This is a genomic window from Kosakonia sp. R1.Fl (genome assembly GCF_023516815.1).
Taxonomy (GTDB): Bacteria; Pseudomonadota; Gammaproteobacteria; order Enterobacterales; family Enterobacteriaceae; genus Kosakonia.
The window spans coordinates 4232631-4252304 of sequence record NZ_JAMGSQ010000001.1 but is presented as its reverse complement, the minus strand read 5'-3'; the positions used below and the strand labels follow the sequence as shown (position 1 = coordinate 4252304).

Annotated in this window: 22 protein-coding genes and 1 other annotated feature; of the genes, 17 read left to right on the top strand and 5 right to left on the bottom strand. The window is 51.0% G+C overall.

The annotated features are described in order from the left end of the window. Positions 1 to 103 precede the first annotated feature (103 nt). Complete coding sequence (gene ghoS, locus M8Q36_RS20045; RefSeq protein WP_249882108.1) at positions 104 to 394, bottom strand: type V toxin-antitoxin system endoribonuclease antitoxin GhoS; 291 nt, start codon at positions 392 to 394, stop codon at positions 104 to 106. 111 nt (positions 395 to 505) lie between these two features. Next, complete coding sequence (pfkB, locus tag M8Q36_RS20040) at positions 506 to 1438, bottom strand: 6-phosphofructokinase II (RefSeq protein ID WP_249882107.1); 933 nt, start codon at positions 1436 to 1438, stop codon at positions 506 to 508. Positions 1439 to 1729: 291 nt separating this feature from the next. Here pfkB and M8Q36_RS20035 point away from each other — a divergent pair, with 291 nt between their 5' ends. Together M8Q36_RS20035 and M8Q36_RS20030 are read left to right on the top strand one after the other, a co-directional pair. Next, the gene (locus M8Q36_RS20035) at positions 1730 to 2485 is read left to right on the top strand and encodes a DUF481 domain-containing protein (protein WP_249882106.1); all 756 of its coding nucleotides are present in this window, start codon (positions 1730 to 1732) and stop codon (positions 2483 to 2485) included. Between the two features lie 264 nt (positions 2486 to 2749). Then, the gene (locus tag M8Q36_RS20030) at positions 2750 to 2965 is read left to right on the top strand and encodes a YdgH/BhsA/McbA family protein (RefSeq protein WP_249882105.1); all 216 of its coding nucleotides are present in this window, start codon (positions 2750 to 2752) and stop codon (positions 2963 to 2965) included. Positions 2966 to 3130: 165 nt separating this feature from the next. Here M8Q36_RS20030 and M8Q36_RS20025 read toward each other — a convergent pair whose 3' ends face one another. Beyond that, positions 3131 to 4576 (bottom strand): flagellin N-terminal helical domain-containing protein, encoded by a 1446-nt coding sequence (locus M8Q36_RS20025; RefSeq protein ID WP_249882821.1) that lies wholly within the window; start codon positions 4574 to 4576, stop codon positions 3131 to 3133. Between the two features lie 279 nt (positions 4577 to 4855). On the opposite strand from M8Q36_RS20025, the gene fumD reads away from it, so the two are divergent. From fumD to selO, 15 genes are all read left to right on the top strand, one after another. Next, entirely contained in the window at positions 4856 to 5068 is a 213-nt protein-coding gene (gene fumD / locus M8Q36_RS20020; protein ID WP_200551784.1) for a fumarate hydratase FumD, read from the top strand. Between the two features lie 586 nt (positions 5069 to 5654). Then, positions 5655 to 7583: a threonine--tRNA ligase gene (thrS, locus tag M8Q36_RS20015; protein ID WP_017456552.1), complete on the top strand. Its 1929-nt coding sequence runs from the start codon at positions 5655 to 5657 to the stop codon at positions 7581 to 7583. A 3-nt stretch (positions 7584 to 7586) separates the two neighbouring features. Continuing rightward, complete coding sequence (gene infC / locus M8Q36_RS20010; protein ID WP_071908164.1) at positions 7587 to 8129, top strand: translation initiation factor IF-3; 543 nt, start codon at positions 7587 to 7589, stop codon at positions 8127 to 8129. A gap of 92 nt (positions 8130 to 8221) precedes the next feature. Then, the gene (rpmI, locus tag M8Q36_RS20005; RefSeq protein ID WP_001124225.1) at positions 8222 to 8419 is read left to right on the top strand and encodes a 50S ribosomal protein L35; all 198 of its coding nucleotides are present in this window, start codon (positions 8222 to 8224) and stop codon (positions 8417 to 8419) included. 49 nt (positions 8420 to 8468) lie between these two features. Continuing rightward, entirely contained in the window at positions 8469 to 8825 is a 357-nt protein-coding gene (gene rplT / locus M8Q36_RS20000) for a 50S ribosomal protein L20 (protein WP_013366084.1), read from the top strand. A 119-nt stretch (positions 8826 to 8944) separates the two neighbouring features. After that, positions 8945 to 9069 (top strand) — a sequence feature (Phe leader region). Continuing rightward, positions 8950 to 8994, top strand: coding sequence for a pheST operon leader peptide PheM (pheM, locus tag M8Q36_RS19995; protein ID WP_001386830.1), 45 nt, complete (start codon positions 8950 to 8952; stop codon positions 8992 to 8994). It overlaps the preceding feature by 45 nt. A 40-nt stretch (positions 9070 to 9109) precedes the next feature. Next, complete coding sequence (gene pheS / locus M8Q36_RS19990; protein ID WP_007374647.1) at positions 9110 to 10093, top strand: phenylalanine--tRNA ligase subunit alpha; 984 nt, start codon at positions 9110 to 9112, stop codon at positions 10091 to 10093. 14 nt (positions 10094 to 10107) lie between these two features. After that, positions 10108 to 12495: a phenylalanine--tRNA ligase subunit beta gene (gene pheT, locus M8Q36_RS19985; protein WP_249882104.1), complete on the top strand. Its 2388-nt coding sequence runs from the start codon at positions 10108 to 10110 to the stop codon at positions 12493 to 12495. 4 nt (positions 12496 to 12499) lie between these two features. Further along, positions 12500 to 12799 carry an integration host factor subunit alpha gene (gene ihfA / locus M8Q36_RS19980; protein ID WP_006820203.1) on the top strand — a complete coding sequence of 100 codons (300 nt, stop codon included), beginning with the start codon at positions 12500 to 12502 and terminating at the stop codon, positions 12797 to 12799. A gap of 100 nt (positions 12800 to 12899) precedes the next feature. Continuing rightward, entirely contained in the window at positions 12900 to 13880 is a 981-nt protein-coding gene (btuC, locus tag M8Q36_RS19975) for a vitamin B12 ABC transporter permease BtuC (RefSeq protein ID WP_249882103.1), read from the top strand. A 34-nt stretch (positions 13881 to 13914) separates the two neighbouring features. Next, the gene (locus M8Q36_RS19970; RefSeq protein WP_249882102.1) at positions 13915 to 14466 is read left to right on the top strand and encodes a glutathione peroxidase; all 552 of its coding nucleotides are present in this window, start codon (positions 13915 to 13917) and stop codon (positions 14464 to 14466) included. Beyond that, positions 14466 to 15215 carry a vitamin B12 ABC transporter ATP-binding protein BtuD gene (gene btuD / locus M8Q36_RS19965; protein ID WP_249882101.1) on the top strand — a complete coding sequence of 250 codons (750 nt, stop codon included), beginning with the start codon at positions 14466 to 14468 and terminating at the stop codon, positions 15213 to 15215. Before M8Q36_RS19970 ends, btuD begins: the two co-directional genes overlap by 1 nt. Positions 15216 to 15293: 78 nt before the next feature. After that, positions 15294 to 15758 (top strand): C40 family peptidase, encoded by a 465-nt coding sequence (locus M8Q36_RS19960; RefSeq protein WP_200551791.1) that lies wholly within the window; start codon positions 15294 to 15296, stop codon positions 15756 to 15758. A gap of 254 nt (positions 15759 to 16012) precedes the next feature. Next, positions 16013 to 16726 carry an EAL domain-containing protein gene (locus tag M8Q36_RS19955; protein ID WP_249882100.1) on the top strand — a complete coding sequence of 238 codons (714 nt, stop codon included), beginning with the start codon at positions 16013 to 16015 and terminating at the stop codon, positions 16724 to 16726. A gap of 61 nt (positions 16727 to 16787) precedes the next feature. Further along, a complete protein-coding gene (selO, locus tag M8Q36_RS19950) occupies positions 16788 to 18230 on the top strand; it encodes a protein adenylyltransferase SelO (protein ID WP_249882099.1) in 1443 nt (480 codons plus the stop codon). A gap of 6 nt (positions 18231 to 18236) precedes the next feature. On the opposite strand, the gene hemP is transcribed toward selO, so the two are convergent. Beyond that, positions 18237 to 18428, bottom strand: coding sequence for a hemin uptake protein HemP (hemP, locus tag M8Q36_RS19945; protein WP_249882098.1), 192 nt, complete (start codon positions 18426 to 18428; stop codon positions 18237 to 18239). A 142-nt stretch (positions 18429 to 18570) separates the two neighbouring features. Further along, a complete protein-coding gene (aroH, locus tag M8Q36_RS19940; RefSeq protein WP_249882097.1) occupies positions 18571 to 19617 on the bottom strand; it encodes a 3-deoxy-7-phosphoheptulonate synthase AroH in 1047 nt (348 codons plus the stop codon). Positions 19618 to 19674 lie beyond the last annotated feature (57 nt).

Here is a 19674-nt window from a genome sequence, read left to right as displayed (position 1 = left end):
ATGTCTCTCCCATGTAATCAGCCAGATCATAAGGTTAGCGCACTACAGCTGTTGAAAAATCCGACTTAACGCACGCCCGGCATACGCAACGGTGGAAAGGCACTTAATGTTCCTGTTTCTGGAACGCTTCCCAGGTGGTGACAGTGATTTCCGTCTCTTCGTCCACGGCGCTTTCAGCAAGCCCACTTGCCAGCGCATGAACCTCTTTTTCATTTAGCGCACTGATGAAACCGAACGTATTGGTGCCAAGGTCATGTACGTTGCCGTTATCATCCGCCATCGTGAGGAGAAAGCCGGCACGTGTAAAGTGGTTATTGATCTCGTTGATGTCTGTCAGCGTCTGGTCATGAAATTTGACCTCAACTACGTAGCGGGTGATGCCATCGCTGCCCATCTTTCACCTCATTGTTATCTTGATGTTTTTTTAGCATAGACGGCGAGTGACATTTGTCGACCACCGCGGAGATATTTGATATTTCCCCTTCCAGCCGGAAGGGGGGGTATGTCAGGCATGGCACAAATAGTCGTAGATCTTTTGCGTGTCTTGCTGCGCGCACAAGCGAGTCCCCTGGTTGATGGTGGCTGCACTCCCGGCGGCGACGCCGAAACGAACCATGTCATCAAAAGGCGCATCTTGTGCAAGTTTGAGCGTCATTGCGCCAACCATGCTGTCGCCAGCCCCCACCGTGCTTTGGCTTTTCATCGGCGGCGGTACGACCTGAACACAGTTTTCAGCATCTACCCCCAGCGCGCCCTGCGGGCCAAGGGAGACGACCACGCGCAAGGCTTTGCCCGTTCGAACGATCTCCTGCGCGGCCTTGCGCACGTCATCAGGCTGGGTGAGCTCTCTACCGACCAGCGCACTTAACTCCTTCTGGTTGGGCTTTACCAGCTCGATATTGCCAATTGCGAGCGCTGCGGTTAGTGCCTCGCCCGAGCTATCGACAATGCAGCGAATTCCCTGTTTTTGCGCGGCCTTAATTAACTGCGTCAGCTTTTCAACCTGAACGCCAGGGGGCAGGCTGCCGCTTATCACCAAAATCGCACCGCGCTCAATAGTCAGGACTTTCTCTTCTATCTGGCGAAACTCGTCTTCGTTCAACGCGGCACCAGGCATGACAAACCGGTATTGCTCACCGCTGGATTCGACATGAACGTGCAGGTTCTGCCGCGTCCAGTCTTGTGTGGCTACGGTTACGGTCGGTACGTTTTCATCTGCCAGCAATGCGGTGAGATGCTCGCCCGTTGCGCCACCAGCTGGAAATATTGCTGTTGCTTTACCGCCCAGATGGGCAATTGCGCGTGCAACATTAATACCGCCGCCGCCAGGCTCAAAAACGGGCGCCGTACAACGCAGTTTACCTTCGGGATAAATTTGTGGCGTCAGTGTCGCACTATCAAGCGAAGGCGCCAGCGTAAGGGTGTATATAGCTGCCATGATGACCTCCTTTTTCTCAGACTGGTGTAAGCCTGGCACTGTTCAGGCAGAAGGGAAAGGAATTAAGGGCATGATTTCAAAATGATATTGATTTAATGCGCAGCGGTGATTAATAACCGTTTGTGCTGTTTTAAGATCCCTCTTATTCAAAAAATCAAATAAGATTTCATTGATATGTTTAAGCGGCCTTTTTATAATTTGTTACCTTTCTTTGGACCGCTGGTCATTGATCCTATTGAAAGTTTCCGGGACCGTGTTGGTCTCTTTTTTTGCTGTTCGGACTCTAAATAAATGAAGCTTTTGAAGACAGTACCCGTGCTTATGATGGCGGCGGGTGTGTTTGTATCAATGCACGCGCTTGCAGATGATACCGTTTTTACTGTCATGGATGATCCCTCTACCGCTAAAGCGCCGTTTGAAGGCAGTGTAAACGGTGGTTACCTGGCTCAGTCCGGCAATACAAAGAGCTCCTCTTTGACTGCTGATTCCACCCTGACCTGGTACGGCGATACTACCGCCTGGTCTTTGTGGGGCAACGCCAGCAATACATCTTCAAATGATGTACGTTCGTCTGAAAAATACGCAGTAGGTGGCCGTAGCCGTTATAACATGACGGATTATGACTATCTGTTTGGCCAGGCGAGCTGGTTAACTGACCGCTATAACGGCTATAGCGATCGCGATGTGCTGACTGCTGGTTATGGTCGTCAGTTCCTGAATGGTCCGGTTCACAGCCTGCGCTTTGAATTCGGTCCTGGTGTTCGTTATGACAAGTACACCGACGGCAACACGAAAACGACCGGGCTCGGTTATGCTTCCGGCACCTACGCCTGGCAGATGACCGATACCACGAAATTCACGCAGGGCGTTTCCGTATTTGGTGCGGACGATACTACCGTGAACTCAGAAACAGCGCTGAACGTAGCGATTAACGCGCACTTTGCTCTTAAAGTCGCGTATAACCTGACCTGGAACTCCCAGCCACCGTCAACGGCGCCGGATCATACCGATCGCAGAACGACGGTAACGTTAGGCTATAAAATGTAATTCGTTGGGCCGAAAATATCGGCCCATCTTTTATTTGTTAATTTGTGCTCTTTTCATTCCACCATTCAATTTTCAATTTCGTTTAAGTATTCTTTTCTCTTCATAATTTACTCACAATTAATATTTGGGTTACACATTCAGTTTATTTGACACGAATAGATAAATAAATTGACTGTGCAAAAGTGTGATCCAGATCTACACTAACAATACGGGCAAAAAAAGCCCAGCCAGTTAATGTTGTTATTCAAGAATGAGAATTTAATTATGAAAAAAATCAAAACCGCTGCGGTCGCCGTCGTGCTTTCTGCACTCTCTTTTGGCGTTTTCGCGGCTCAGCCTACAGCAACTGCCAGTCAGACTAACACTAACATCACCAATATTGAAGCGGGTTCCAATATGGTTCCGGTGTCTCCATCAACTCAGGGCTCAAATGATACTGCGTTTAATGCGCATACCCTGGTCGCGGGTGAGTGGAACTAAATACATTCTGAGTTAATTCATTAACTTTGAAAAAACCGGATTAAGTCGTACCGGTTTTTTGTATTTGTGCGGCAATGTGGATTTTGTAAGATAAGGTTATTTCGCTGCGGGCGAAAAATGATTTTGTTATTAAGTGCTGTTATTAAATGAAGTGAAAATACAATGTTAGCTACGAAGAAGCGCCAGAATATTTTCTGCAGACTGGTTAGCGACTTTTAGCACCATATCCTGGCTCTGCTGTAATATCTGCGCTTTTGCCATCTTACTGACTTCCAGCGCGTAATCCGCATCTTCAATCCGGCTCTTCGCCGCTTGTGTTGCAACGTTTTGCTGTGCCAGTACCGATTTATTCGATTCAAAACGATTGATATACGCGCCATATTGCGCGCGCCAGGTGCTTACTTTCTCGAGTGCTTTGTCAAGCGCACCCATTGCGACACGTGCTGAGGCCGCCGTTTGCAAGGATGTCGCGTTTAAACCCAGTGATTTCACATCAGCCGGCGTGGTTGGCATGGTTACAGATTGAATATCATCCCCAACGTTCGCGCTGGTTACGACCTCCCACGGGCGACTCTGCTTTGGCGGTTCCGCTGGCGTTATTGTTGGTTTTGGCAGAGTTCCCCAGGTTAAGTTGCTGGTGAAAGAGCCACTGCCGACGATCATCACCACCAAATCTTCCGTAACGTTATCGATCTTTACGCGCTCAAGTCGGTTTGAACCGTTGCTACCATCGTTGTAGGCGTTGCCAGGTTCGTAACGGTCACCATCGCCGCTGTAAGCAATAGCCATACCATTGTAATTCAGCGTTTCGCTACCGTTTAGCGCCCAGGCTGCGCCCCCGTCAATCAGTAAAGAATCGTCGTAGGTAGCACCATGCGCAAAACCGTTGGCTTCGGTCAGAACCCGGCTGGTCGCTTTCGCTGAATCCGTGATGCCACGACTTTTCCATGTATAGTCCGGCGCTGTGCCGTTAATTGGTGTACCGGCCAGATGCTTGCCGTCGCGCGTGAATAACTGAATGTCATCATCCAGGCCCAGTGAATCAATAGTAATAGCAATATTCGTCGAACCGGCAGGGATGTAGGCCAGCGAGACAATGCCTGAACTGAACGAATAATTGGTACCCTGAACCGGAAACTTGACGTTTAATGGCGGCACATCACCAATCAACTCCGGTGGCAGTTCGGGTGAATCAGTAGCCAATGGGTAGCGTCCAAAAATCTCGGTACCCTCTGAGATTGACTGAATATTGTTAAGAATATTTTGATATTCGTTCTGAATGCTTTGCCGGTCATTCTCTGAGAGCGTGCTGTTTCCGGATTGTATGGACAGGCTTTTCGCCCGGATCAAAAGTTCGCTAACCGTGCTCAGGCTGCCATCTGCGGTCTGCGCCATACTGATAGCATCATCAAGACCGCGTGATACCACTCTGTCTGCACTGGCGTTAGATCGCATGCGGTTAGCGATAGACTGCCCGGCAGCATCATCTTTCGCGCCATTAATGCGCAACCCCGATGACAGACGTTCAATACTTTCCTGAAGCGAAGAGGACGTTTTTTTTCGGGCGGTGAGGTTCAGCCCGATAAACTCATTATGATTGATTGCCTGCATTACCGTCATTAATTCATTCAGACCGCTAATGAATTAATCATCGGCAAGGGGCTGATTAACTTTAAGGTAAATTCGCCGGCAAATTTAACTTTGTGCAAGTGCCTGAAAATAGATGACGCACAGAAAAAAGCCGCTTGCGTAGCCTCTTCATGCTGTCAGGTGGACAGTCGCAGTGTACAGATGTTGGTAACAATATGCTTTACTGACTCTTTTTACAGATGCAGGTCGCTTTCTACGTAAGGCATCCTGCTTATCAAAACCATCGCTACCGGAGGTGAAATGGGGACGTCAAAAGACGAAGCGTTATATGAAGAGATGTGCCGTGTAGTGGGGAAAGTCGTGCTGGAAATGCGCGATCTCGGACAAGAACCCAAACATATTGTGATTGCCGGGGTGGTCAGAACCATGCTGGCCAATACGAAAATTAAGCGATCCGAGCTAACGCAAGAAGCGATGGAAACCGTGATCCGCGCTTTAGGTTACAACGCCTGAAAAAACAGGGTGGATTTGATAAAGAAAGGCACGAGCGTGCCTTTCTGAACAGTCATGCCTGGTCAACGAAGGTGGCGTTATTGACGCCGTTTCTTGTAACGGCCCGGAAGGGCGCGGGATGACTTCATGCTGTGGTGCTTATAAAACGAAAAAATAATGATCGCGAGAAGCGCGAAAATAATAACGAAGTAAAGAATTACCATGCTTTATCAGTAGGTTAGGTGTTAACGGGTAGCCAAATAAACGGCTTGAGATACCGCTATGTCAAGAATTTGGTAAAAAATCAGATAATCCTTAGGTTGAGTGGTTGTTTTTGAAACGTTTTCTGTGCGGAGTTTTGAAACTGCAATAAAGCCGCACTCTTGAGCTGAGTCACACTAATCCTTTCAACCCCCTTCGCAAATGTGTACTATTGCCGGGTACTTAACAGCGGCAGGTAAGGGTATCAGGTAGCAGTTGATCTCTACGCTGTACAGATTCCGCAGAGTGAAGCGAGAAAACTTATCGTCGCGGCTGTTATATCTTTGATCTCTCATTTTGTATGTGCTCTTTCGTGTGGGGCACCACTGCAAATTAAGGAAATGAAATGCCTGTAATTACTCTTCCTGATGGCAGTCAACGCCATTACGACCACGCTGTAAGCCCAATGGATGTTGCGCTGGATATTGGTCCGGGACTGGCGAAAGCCTGCATCGCTGGCCGCGTCAACGGTGAACTGGTAGATGCATGCGATGTGATTGACAGCGATGCCAAACTTGCCATCATCACCGCAAAAGATGAGGACGGTCTGGAAATCATCCGTCACTCCTGTGCGCATCTGTTAGGTCATGCGATTAAGCAACTTTGGCCCAACACCAAAATGGCTATTGGTCCGGTTATTGATAACGGTTTCTACTATGACGTTGATCTTGACCATACGCTGACCCAGGAAGATATCGACGCGCTCGAAAAGCGTATGCATGAGCTCGCCGAAACGAACTACGATGTCATCAAGCAGAAAGTAAGCTGGAAAGAGGCGCGCGAGACGTTTGTTAAACGCGGCGAAAGCTATAAAGTTTCGATCCTTGATGAAAATATTGCCCATGATGACAAACCTGGCTTGTATCATCATCAGGAATATGTCGACATGTGCCGTGGCCCGCACGTGCCGAACATGCGTTTCTGCCATCATTTCAAATTGATGAAAACAGCAGGTGCTTACTGGCGCGGCGACAGCAATAATAAAATGCTGCAGCGTATCTATGGCACCGCGTGGGCAGATAAAAAAGCGCTGAACGCGTATCTGCAACGTCTGGAAGAAGCGGCAAAACGCGATCATCGTAAAATCGGTAAGCAACTCGATCTGTATCACATGCAGGAAGAAGCACCAGGTATGGTGTTCTGGCATAACGATGGCTGGACTATCTTCCGTGAACTGGAAACTTTCGTACGTTCTAAACTGAAAGAGTACCAGTATCAGGAAGTAAAAGGCCCGTTCATGATGGACCGTGTGCTGTGGGAAAAAACCGGTCACTGGGACAACTACAAAGATGCCATGTTTACGACGTCTTCTGAGAACCGTGAATATTGCATCAAGCCGATGAACTGCCCGGGTCACGTACAGATCTTTAACCAGGGCTTAAAATCTTACCGCGATCTGCCTTTACGTATGGCGGAGTTCGGTAGTTGCCATCGTAACGAGCCGTCAGGCGCTCTGCATGGCTTAATGCGCGTACGCGGTTTCACTCAGGATGACGCCCACATCTTCTGTACAGAAGAGCAGGTGCGTGATGAAGTGAACGCTTGTATTCGTTTGGTCTACGATATGTACAGCACCTTTGGCTTCGAGAAGATCGTCGTCAAGCTCTCCACTCGTCCGGAAAAACGTATCGGTAGTGACGAGATGTGGGATCGTGCTGAGGCGGACCTGGCTGTGGCGCTGGAAGAGAATAATATCCCATTTGAGTATCAGCTGGGTGAAGGCGCATTCTACGGTCCGAAAATCGAATTTACCCTGTATGACTGCCTCGATCGTGCATGGCAGTGCGGTACTGTCCAACTGGACTTCTCCTTGCCGTCTCGTCTGAACGCCTCTTATGTTGGCGAAAGTAATGAGCGACAAGTCCCAGTGATGATTCACCGTGCAATTCTTGGTTCTCTGGAGCGCTTTATCGGCATCCTGACTGAAGAATTTGCAGGCTTCTTCCCAACCTGGCTTGCACCAGTGCAGGTAGTTGTGATGAACATCACTGATTCACAGGCTGAATACGTTAACGAATTGACCCGTAAACTGCAAAATGCGGGCATTCGTGTAAAAGCAGACTTGAGAAACGAGAAGATTGGCTTTAAAATCCGCGAGCACACTTTACGTCGCGTCCCTTATATGCTGGTTTGTGGTGACAAAGAGGTTGAAGCCGGCAAAGTAGCTGTGCGTACCCGTCGCGGTAAAGACTTGGGTAGCCTGGACGTAAATGATGTTATCGAGAAGCTGCAACAAGAGATTCGCAGCCGCAGTCTTCAACAACTGGAGGAATAAGGTATTAAAGGCGGAAAACGAGTTCAAACGGCGCGTCCCAATCGTATTAATGGCGAGATTCGCGCCACGGAAGTTCGCTTAACAGGTCTGGAAGGCGAGCAGCTTGGTATTGTGAGTCTCAGAGAAGCTCTGGAAAAAGCTGAAGAAGCCGGGGTCGATTTAGTCGAAATTAGCCCTAACGCCGAGCCGCCCGTTTGCCGTATAATGGATTACGGCAAGTTCCTCTATGAAAAGAGCAAATCTTCTAAGGAACAGAAGAAGAAGCAAAAAGTTATTCAGGTTAAGGAAATCAAATTCCGACCTGGTACAGATGAAGGCGACTATCAGGTAAAACTCCGCAGCCTGATTCGCTTTCTCGAAGAGGGCGATAAGGCCAAAATCACGCTGCGTTTCCGCGGTCGTGAGATGGCCCACCAACAGATCGGTATGGAAGTGCTTAATCGCGTGAAAGAAGATCTGGTTGAACTGGCAGTAGTCGAATCCTTCCCAACGAAGATCGAAGGCCGCCAGATGATTATGGTGCTTGCTCCGAAGAAGAAACAGTAAGGCCATCAAGTAACTAAACCTGTGGGCCACAAGCTCACGGGTTTAGTTCGCCTTTGTTTCGTTTATTAACAATGCGAAGTGGAAGTTAAAAAATGCCAAAAATTAAGACCGTACGCGGTGCTGCTAAGCGCTTCAAAAAAACCGGTAAAGGTGGATTTAAGCACAAGCACGCTAACCTGCGTCATATTCTGACCAAAAAAGCTACCAAGCGTAAACGTCACCTGCGTCCGAAAGCCATGGTTTCTAAAGGCGATCTGGGCCTGGTAATCGCGTGCCTGCCGTACGCATAAGTCGTTAACCTTTTAACTTTTTTAAGAATATAGATACAGGAGAGAGCATATGGCTCGCGTAAAACGTGGTGTGATTGCACGTGCACGTCATAAGAAAATTTTGAAACAAGCTAAAGGTTACTACGGCGCGCGTTCACGCGTTTACCGTGTTGCCTTCCAGGCTGTTATCAAAGCTGGTCAGTACGCTTATCGTGACCGTCGTCAGAAAAAGCGTCAGTTCCGTCAACTGTGGATTGCACGTATCAACGCAGCAGCACGTCAGAACGGTATTTCTTACAGCAAATTCATCAATGGCCTGAAAAAAGCCTCTGTTGAAATCGACCGTAAGATCCTGGCTGACATCGCAGTATTCGACAAAGTGGCATTTACTGCCCTGGTTGAAAAAGCGAAAGCAGCTCTGGCGTAAGCCAGTTTAAGAGAGGGAGCGTAGCTCCCTCTTTTGCTTTAACATTATCAATGCATTGACATTTTGCCGTGATGCGTTTTCAATAAGCCATCGCCGCCACTTACCCTGTTAAGGTAACGCAAGCATGAATGCTGCTATTTTCCGCTTCTTTTTTTACTTTAGCACCTGAATCCGGGAGGCTAGCGCGTGAAAGAAGAAACGGAAAACAGCGCCAGAAAGCCTCCCTTGTGGAGGCTTTTTTTGTATCTGCCGCTTGTAAATATCGTCATATAACGAGGAAAACCATGTCACATCTCGCAGAGCTGGTTGCCAGTGCGAAGGCAGCCATTAACGATGCTTCAGATGTCGCCGCGCTGGACAACGTACGCGTCGAATACCTGGGCAAGAAAGGGCACCTGACCCTTCAGATGACCACCCTGCGTGAGCTGCCGCCAGAAGAGCGCCCGGCTGCGGGTGCGGTGATCAACGAAGCGAAAGAGCAAGTGCAGCAAGCGCTGAACGCGCGTAAATCGGATCTTGAAAATGCTGCATTGAATGCACGCCTGGCTGCCGAAACTATTGATGTGTCGCTGCCGGGGCGTCGCGTGGAGAATGGCGGTTTGCATCCGGTGACTCGCACAATCGACCGCATCGAAAGTTTCTTTGGTGAGCTTGGCTTTACTGTCGCCACGGGGCCGGAAATCGAAGATGATTACCATAACTTCGATGCGTTGAACATCCCGGGCCACCACCCGGCGCGTGCCGATCACGACACCTTCTGGTTTGACGCAACCCGTCTGTTGCGTACCCAGACTTCAGGCGTGCAGATCCGCACGATGGAAAATCAGCAGCCGCCGATCCGCATTATTGCGCCGGGCCGTGTATATCGTAACGACTACGACCAGACGCACACACCGATGTTCCATCAGATGGAAGGGCTGATTGTTGATAAAAATATCAGCTTCACCAATCTGAAAGGTACGCTGCACGACTTCCTGCGTAACTTCTTTGAAGAAGATTTGCAGATCCGTTTCCGCCCGTCCTATTTCCCGTTTACTGAGCCCTCAGCGGAAGTGGATGTCATGGGTAAAAACGGCAAATGGCTGGAGGTTCTTGGCTGCGGGATGGTGCATCCGAACGTACTGCGTAACGTCGGTATTGATCCGGAAGTTTACTCAGGTTTTGCATTCGGTATGGGGATGGAGCGCCTGACAATGCTCCGTTACGGTGTCACCGACTTGCGCGCGTTCTTCGAAAACGATTTGCGTTTCCTCAAACAGTTTAAATAAAGGCAGGCAAAACAATGAAATTCAGTGAACTGTGGTTACGCGAATGGGTTAATCCAGCCATTGATAGCGAAGCGCTGTCCGGGCAAATCACCATGGCGGGTCTTGAGGTCGACGGTGTTGAGCCGGTTGCAGGTGCGTTTCATGGCGTGGTCGTTGGCGAAGTGATGGAGTGCGCTCAGCACCCGAACGCCGACAAACTGCGCGTAACGAAAGTAAACGTGGGCGGTGAGCGTCTGCTGGACATCGTCTGTGGTGCGCCAAACTGCCGTCTCGGGCTCAAAGTTGCGGTCGCCACTGTTGGTGCGGTACTGCCGGGCGATTTCAAAATCAAAGCGGCAAAACTGCGTGGCGAGCCGTCGGAAGGCATGCTCTGCTCTTTCTCCGAGCTTGGTATTTCTGACGATCATACCGGCATTATTGAACTGCCAGCAGATGCGCCGATCGGTACCGATATCCGTGAATATTTAAAACTTGATGACAACACCATCGAAATCAGCGTGACGCCGAACCGTGCAGATTGCCTCGGGATCATCGGTGTGGCGCGTGATGTTGCGGTGCTCAACAAATCTCCGTTGACCGCGCCGGATATCGCACCTGTTGCCGCTACCATCGCCGATACGCTGCCGATTACTGTGGAAGCGGCAGATGCCTGCCCGCGCTACCTTGGCCGTGTAGTGAAAGGGATTAACGTCAAAGCGCCAACTCCGCTGTGGATGAAAGAAAAGCTGCGCCGTTGCGGCATTCGCTCGATTGACGCCGTTGTGGACGTGACCAACTACGTTCTGCTTGAGCTGGGGCAGCCGATGCATGCGTTTGACCGCGACCGCCTGGATGGTGGCATTGTGGTGCGTATGGCAAAAGAGGGCGAAACTCTGGTGCTGCTGGACGGTAATGAAGCCAAACTGAACGCAGACACGCTGGTAATTGCCGACCATAGCAAAGCGCTGGCAATGGGCGGTATCTTCGGTGGTGAACACTCTGGTGTGAACAGCGAAACGCAGAACGTGCTGCTGGAATGTGCTTTCTTCAACCCGCTGTCCATTACTGGCCGCGCGCGCCGTCACGGTTTGCATACTGATGCTTCTCATCGTTATGAGCGTGGTGTCGATCCACAACTGCAATACAAAGCGATGGAACGCGCCACGCGTCTGCTGCTTGATATCTGCGGCGGTGACGCCGGCCCGGTGATTGATGTCACTAATGAAGCCACTCTGCCGAAACGCGCGACCATCCGTTTGCGCCGTAGCAAACTGGATCGTCTGATTGGTCATCATATTGCCGACGAACAGGTCAGCGATATTCTGAACCGCCTGGGCTGCGAAGTGACTGAAGGCCAGGACGAGTGGCTGGCGGTTGCCCCGGGCTGGCGTTTCGACATGGAAATTGAAGAAGATCTGGTCGAAGAAGTTGCTCGCGTTTATGGCTACAACAATATTCCTGATGAGCCGGTGCAGGCTGGCCTGATTATGGGAGAGCACCGCGAAGCAAACCTGTCGATGAAGCGTGTTAAAACCATGCTTAACGATAAAGGCTACCAGGAAGTCATTACTTATAGCTTTGTCGATCCGAAGCTGCAGCAACTGATTCATCCAGGTGAGGAAGCACTCATCCTGCCAAGCCCAATCTCCAGCGAGATGTCGGCGATGCGCCTCTCTCTGTGGACCGGTTTGCTCGGCACTATCGTTTATAACCAGAATCGTCAGCAGAGCCGTGTGCGTATTTTCGAAACCGGCCTGCGCTTTGTACCTGATACGCAAGCTAATCTTGGCATCCGTCAGGATGTGATGCTGGCCGGCGCGATTTGCGGTAACCGTTATGACGAGCACTGGGATCTGGTGAAAGGAAGCGTCGATTTCTTCGATTTAAAAGGCGATCTTGAGTCCGTGCTGGAACTTACAGGTAAACTTTCCGCCATTGAGTTCCGCGCGGAAACGAATCCTGCACTGCACCCAGGCCAATCTGCAGCGATTTATCTGAAAGATAAGCGCATTGGTTTTATTGGTGTTGTTCACCCGGAACTGGAACGTAAGCTTGATCTGAACGGCCGCACACTGGTATTTGAACTGGAGTGGAATGCGCTTGCAGACCGCGTGGTGCCTCAGGCTCAGGAGATTTCGCGCTTCCCGGCGAACCGCCGTGATATCGCTGTCGTAGTCGCAGAAAATGTGCCTGCAGCAGATGTTTTGGGCGAATGTAAGAAAGTTGGCGTAAATCAGGTAGTTGGCGTAAACTTATTTGACGTGTACCGCGGTAAGGGTGTAGCGGAAGGGTATAAGAGCCTTGCCATTAGCCTGATCCTTCAGGATACCAGCCGTACACTCGAAGAAGAGGAGATTGCCGCTACCGTTGCCAGATGTGTAGAGGCATTAAAAGAGCGATTCCAGGCATCATTGAGGGATTGAACCTATGGCGCTTACAAAAGCTGAAATGTCAGAATATCTGTTTGATAAGCTTGGGCTTAGCAAACGGGACGCAAAAGAGCTGGTAGAGCTGTTTTTCGAAGAGATCCGTCGTGCTCTGGAAAACGGTGAGCAGGTAAAACTCTCCGGCTTTGGCAATTTCGATTTGCGCGACAAAAATCAACGTCCGGGTCGTAATCCAAAAACGGGCGAAGATATTCCCATTACAGCCCGGCGCGTGGTGACCTTCAGACCCGGCCAGAAGTTAAAGAGCCGTGTCGAAAACGCTTCGCCCAAAGCTGAATGATATGAACTAATTAAAAAGGCCGCATCGCGGCCTTTTTTCTTTTCAGCATCCGGCATCAACCTTAAAATCAGTGGCCTTGCTGACCAATAAAACGGAAAACATGCTGGCATACGCTCGTCTTCAACAGCAACGCAACCGCCGCTGGCTGGGTGGTTTGCTGCTGCTCTTACTCTTCGCGTTACTGTTTAGTCTCTGCGCGGGCGATCAATGGATTTCTCCCGGCGCCTGGTTTACACCGGACGGGCAACTGTTTGTCTGGCAAATTCGTTTGCCACGTACGCTGGCCGTGTTGCTTGTGGGCGCTGCACTGGCGTTGTGCGGTGCGGTGATGCAGGCACTGTTCGAAAACCCGCTTGCGGAACCAGGATTGCTTGGAGTCTCAAGCGGTGCGGGCGTTGGGCTCATTGCTGCTGTATTGCTGGGGGGCGGATTGCTCCCAGGCTGGGCGCTCGGCGTTTGTGCGATCGCTGGCGCGCTCGTTGTGACGCTGATCCTGCTGCGTTTCGCGCGCCGCCACATCTCAACTAGCCGTTTACTGCTGGCTGGCGTTGCATTGGGCATCATCTGTACCGCATTGATGACTTGGGCCGTCTATTTCTCTTCCTCCTTCGATTTACGCCAGTTGATGTACTGGATGATGGGCGGTTTCGGTGGGGTGGACTGGCAACAAAGTTGGCTCATGGCGGCGCTGGTGCCAGTCATCATTTGGGTCTGTTTCCAGTCTCAGCCACTGAATATGCTGGCGCTGGGAGACATTTCCGCGCGCCAGTTAGGGTTACCGATGTGGCTATGGCGAAACGTGCTGGTGATAGCCACGGGCTGGCTGGTCGGCGTAAGCGTCGCGCTGGCGGGCTCAATTGGTTTTATCGGTCTGGTCATTCCCCATATCTTACGTCTGTGCGGTTTGACCGATCATCGGGCATTGCTGCCAGGCTGCGCGCTGGCAGGAGCGGTGGCACTGTTATTTGCCGATGTGATAGCACGTCTGACGCTCAGTGCAGCCGAGTTGCCAATAGGCGTTGTGACGTCGACGCTGGGCGCGCCGGTATTTATCTGGCTATTATTGAGAGCCGGGCGTTGAGTCCGCAAACCATAACATTCATTAAGGTGACGCTATGCAACAGGATATTCTGAATACTGAAGTTAAGACTATCGATGGTGAACAGACAACGCTTGCCGGTTACCTCGGCAAGGTGCTGCTGCTGGTCAACGTCGCCTCTAAATGTGGGCTGACGCCGCAGTACGAACAGCTGGAGCAGATGCAAAAAGAATTTGAAAGTGAAGGTCTTACCGTACTCGGTTTCCCCTGCAATCAGTTTCTCGGCCAGGAACCGGGTTCAGAAGAGGAAATTAAAACCTTCTGTAGCACCACGTATGGCGTAACATTTCCGCTGTTCAGCAAAATCGATGTGAATGGCGAAGCTCGTCACCCGCTGTATAAAAAGCTGGTTGCCGCAGCGCCGAAGGCCGTTGCACCTCAGGGCAGCGGTTTCTACGAACGTATGGAGAGCAAAGGTCGTGCGCCGAAAGAGCCGGGCGATATTCTGTGGAATTTTGAAAAATTCCTGATTGGTCGTGACGGCAAGGTGATTCAACGCTTCTCTCCGGATATGACACCGGAAGATCCGATTCTCGTTGACGCGGTAAAACAGGCGCTGGCGAAGTAATGTCAATGCTGTTGCAGCTTCAGGATGTGGCGGAGCCCGGAAGGCTTGGGCCGATAACGGCATCGGTCGGCCGGGGAGAAATCCTGCATCTTATCGGGCCGAATGGTGCGGGGAAAAGCACACTGCTGGCGCGCATTGCTGGGTTATCAGGCGGGCAGGGAAGCGTGCTGTTTAATGCCCGTTCGCTGACACAGTGGCCAGCATCGCAGCTGGCGCAACATCGTGCTTACCTGGCCCAACAGCAGACACCGCCGTTCTCTATGCCTGTCTGGCAGTACTTATCCCTGCATCAGCGCGATAACGCACAAACCGCGCTGCTGGCGCAGATTGCGGGCAAGCTTGGCCTCAGCGATAAGCTGGGGCGGGCGGTGAATCACCTGTCAGGCGGGGAGTGGCAGCGGGTACGCTTAGCGGCAGTGATTTTACAAATTCACCCGGCCGGCAACCCCGCCGGAGAGCTTTTATTGCTGGATGAGCCGATGAATAGCCTCGATGTTGCCCAGCAGGCGGCACTCGATAAGCTTTTAAACGAGCTGGTTGCCGCAGGAATTACCGTGGTGATGAGTAGCCACGATCTTAACCATACGTTGCGCCATGCGCGTCAGGCCTGGCTGCTCAGCGGTGGCAAACTGCTAATGAGCGGGCGGCAGGACGAGGTGCTGACACCATCTCATCTGGCGACGGCGTATGGTTTGGCTTTTCGCCAACTGGATGTGGAAGGTCACCGCGTGCTGATCCCCGCAACGTGACGAAAAGGTGACTTGCCACGTATCTGATTCACACGGTAGATTATTCCGAGAAAAAGAAATAAAGAGGCGTGATCCAGGATGCGTATCTGGTTTTTGCTGGCAGTGGCGTTATTCCTCGCAGGGTGTAGTTCTCATCGCGCGCCGCCGCCAAATCCAAGATTGTCAGATTCGATAACCGTTATTGCTGGCCTGAATGATCAGCTCAGCCAGTGGCATGGTACGCCGTATCGCTACGGTGGCATGAGCCGTTCCGGCGTTGATTGTTCCGGCTTCGTTATGATGACGTTTCGCGATAAGTTTTCTTTACAACTGCCGCGCGAGACGCGGCAACAGGCGGAAATTGGCACGAAAATCGATAAAGATGATTTGCTGCCAGGCGACCTGGTTTTCTTTAAAACCGGTTCCGGAGAGAGCGGATTGCACGTTGGTATTTACGATACGGATAATGAGTTCATTCATGCCTCAACCAGCCGGGGAGTGATGCGCTCTTCTCTGGATAATGTCTACTGGCGTAAAAATTTCTGGCAAGCACGTCGCATCTAGAATGAGAAAGCCCGCAAGGGCTTTTTTTAAACCAGGAAATTTCCACTAAATAATCACGTTTATCTTAATTAAGATCTGTGTACATTGGGATCCGGACATCCGTCAATTCGTTATCAGGCTAATAAAGGTTAAGGAGCAGCCAAAAAATAAAACGGGAAAAAAATGAAGTTAATCTCATTTAAAACAATAGATTTGAAATATTTCCACCTGTGTTTGACAATGCCGGATATCACCCTTAATGCGGGGCTGGCGCAATGATAGTATCGCTGGATGACACATATCGCTCTGAGCTTCTATTACTGCCTGCGAGGAAAAGTAACGGAATGCTACAGGGACTGGAAATTATCGTTAACTTTGTAGGGCCCGACAGCAATGTCCGCACGCCTACAGAGCTGGTCATACCGCGCCTTACGCCTGAAGAAATACTCGCTTTATTCAATGAACAACTGGCACTCCTTGAAGCCTGCCAACTCTTTTTTATTCAACATCAATTAACGGCCTGGATTAATATTGCTCCCTCTTTGGTTGATGTCTTGTTGGCAGATGAAACGCTAGCGACAAACATTAGGAAATTTCCTTTTCTTGAATTTACCATTAATGAGAATTTTCCCGATCTAAATAAGGGAAAAGATAATCACCCCTTGTTTCTATTGGCGAAACAATATTCACTGGTGCTGGCTAATTTTGGTGCCGGAACTGCGTCGACAAAAGCCATTTTTGATGGCTTATTTAAGCGCGTGGTATTGGATAAAAATTTTGTTCATCAGCGGCTGGCGTCACCTTCATTCGAACCTTTTATGCGGGTGATTGTTGCGCAGCTTGAACCCTATTGTGATGCATTGATGATTGCAGGCATTGATGATGAACAGGCGCTCAACCGGGCAGCAGCCTTTTCCTTTAGCGCCATGCAGGGTGCCATGTGGCCACCCGTCACCGTCGAACAGTTAACCTCTCTGGTTCAGCCATAGCCCTGCTTTTGCCTGGTGTTTAAACGCCAACGTTAGCACTACACTAAAGGCAGGAGGAACCATGACCCTGTCTTTTACTACCCACTGGCGAGATGAATTGCCAGATTTCTATACCGCATTATCCCCAACACCGTTGCACAACGCACGTCTGCTATGGCGCAATGAGCCACTGGCACATGCGCTGGATATACCGGATGCGCTGTTTCATCCCGTCTCCGGAGCCAGCATCTGGGGCGGCGAAGCGCTGTTACCCGGCATGTCTCCACTGGCGCAGGTTTATAGTGGACATCAGTTTGGTGTCTGGGCCGGGCAATTAGGTGATGGGCGCGGGATTTTGCTCGGTGAACAGCAACTCCCGGACGGCACAACCCGGGACTGGCACTTGAAAGGTGCCGGGCTGACGCCGTATTCGCGCATGGGGGATGGCCGCGCGGTGCTACGTTCGACCATTCGCGAAAGCCTGGCTTCAGAAGCAATGCACTATCTGGGGATCCCGACCACGCGCGCATTGAGCATTGTGACCAGCGATACGCCAGTCATGCGCGAAACGCAGGAGCAGGGCGCGATGCTGATGCGTATTGCCGAAAGTCATGTGCGGTTTGGTCATTTCGAACATTTTTACTACCGACGCGATCCGCAAAAAGTCTGTCAACTGGCAGATTTTGTTATCCGTCATCACTGGCCGGAATTGCAAAACGAAAGCGATAAATATGTCGCATGGTTCCGGGATGTCGTGCGGCGCACTGCGCAGATGATTGCGCGCTGGCAAGCGGTAGGGTTCGCGCACGGTGTAATGAATACCGATAACATGTCGATTCTTGGTTTAACCATCGATTATGGCCCGTTCGGTTTTCTCGATGATTACCAGCCCAGTTTTATCTGTAACCACTCTGATTACCAGGGGCGGTACAGCTTTGAAAACCAGCCGGCGGTGGCGCTGTGGAATCTGCAGCGTCTGGCGCAGTCACTATCGCCCTTTATTGCTGTGGAGGGGTTAAACGCCGCGCTGGATGATTACCAGCACCAGTTACTCACCGAGTATGGCCTGTTGATGCGCAGCAAGCTGGGCTTCTTTACTCGCCAGCAAGGCGATAACGATCTTCTGAATTCGCTGTTTGCGCTGATGGCGCGCGAAGGTAGCGATTATACGCGTACGTTCCGCATGCTCAGCCTGACCGAGCAGCAAAGCGCTGCGTCGCCGTTACGGGATGAGTTTATCGATCGCGGCGCATTTGATGACTGGTTTGCACAATATCGCTCACGCTTACAGCAGGAAAATATCGATGACGCACAGCGGCAGGCGCATATGCAACGGGTTAACCCGGCAATGGTGCTGCGAAACTGGCTGGCGCAGCGCGCTATTGATGCCGCAGAGAAAGGCGATAGCAGCGAGCTGGAGCGACTTCATGAGGCATTACGCCAGCCATTTATCGATCGCAGTGATGATTACGTCAGCCGTCCGCCCGACTGGGGCAAACGGCTGGAAGTCAGCTGTTCGAGTTGAAATGGCCTACTTTGTCAGGATCAATTTTCCGGCATGCGTCTGGCGCAGAAGGTATTGCTGCCCGTTGTGCTCAATAACGACGCGCCCTTCATCCCCCAGCAGCGAACGGCTGTGAATGCGGCGATCGGTTGGGGTGATGTGCGTGGGTTTTTCCTGAGGCGTGACCGGTGATGCAGGTGTGCTATCCATGTGCGACATATCCGTTTAAAGACAAACCAACAATGATAATGATTATCAATAGTATGGTGATATGACGCAAGGGCGATTGTTTACATAGCCGCAGTTCCCCCAGGAAAAAGTAGGGGGAACGCGTAGTTCTGCATGAGTCAGCAGGAAAAGGTTAAAAACGGGTGGCAACCGCGGTTGCGAGTTTTTCCAGCAGCAGTTCGCTGTCTTCCCAGTTCAGACATGGGTCGGTAATGGATTGCCCGTATACCAGCGGCTGGCCACTGACAATTTTTTGCGTACCTTCCTGCAGGAAACTTTCCGCCATCACACCAGAGATCGCCATCGAACCATTACGGATTTGCGCGCAAATGTCGTCACAGACATCCAACTGGCGGCGATGCTCTTTCTGGCAGTTGCCATGGCTGAAATCCACCACCAGATGCTCCGGCAAACCAAATTCACGCAGCGTATCGCACGCATTGGCGATATCTCCGGCATGGTAATTCGGTTTTTTACCACCACGCATAATGATGTGGCCGTACGGGTTGCCGCTGGTCTGATAAATGGTCATTTGCCCGCTTTTATCCGGCGAGAGGAACATATGGCTGGCACGTGAAGCGCGGATCGCGTCAACGGCGATACGTGTGTTGCCATCGGTACCGTTTTTAAAACCGACCGGGCAAGAAAGCGCCGAGGCCATTTCGCGGTGGATCTGGCTTTCCGTGGTGCGCGCGCCAATAGCACCCCAGCTAATTAAATCGGCAATAAACTGGCCGGTCACCATATCGAGGAATTCGGTCGCGGTGGGCACGCCCAGCTCATTGACCTGCAACAGCAGTTTACGCGCCAGCTCCAGGCCGTGATTGACGCGGTAACTGCCGTTCAGATCGGGATCGGAAATCAACCCTTTCCAGCCCACAACAGTACGCGGTTTTTCAAAGTAGGTGCGCATAACGATTTCCAGATGCGCGTGGTGTTTTTCACGTAATACTTGTAAACGGCTCGCGTAATCAACGGCTGCGTCAAGATCGTGGATCGAGCAGGGACCTATTATCACCAACAGGCGGCGATCTTCACCATTCAGAATTTTTTCTATCCGCCGACGGGATGCGGTCACATGCTCCGCTACCTCTGAGGTAACAGGGTAGCGCTGCGCAAGTTCAGCTGGTGTCACCAGGCTGCTGATAGGCGCAGTGCGAAGTTCATCAGTTTTGTTCATCAAGAATCTCAAAAATTAGGTGCTTCAGCGGCAGGAATGCCGGAAGTGATGCGCAAC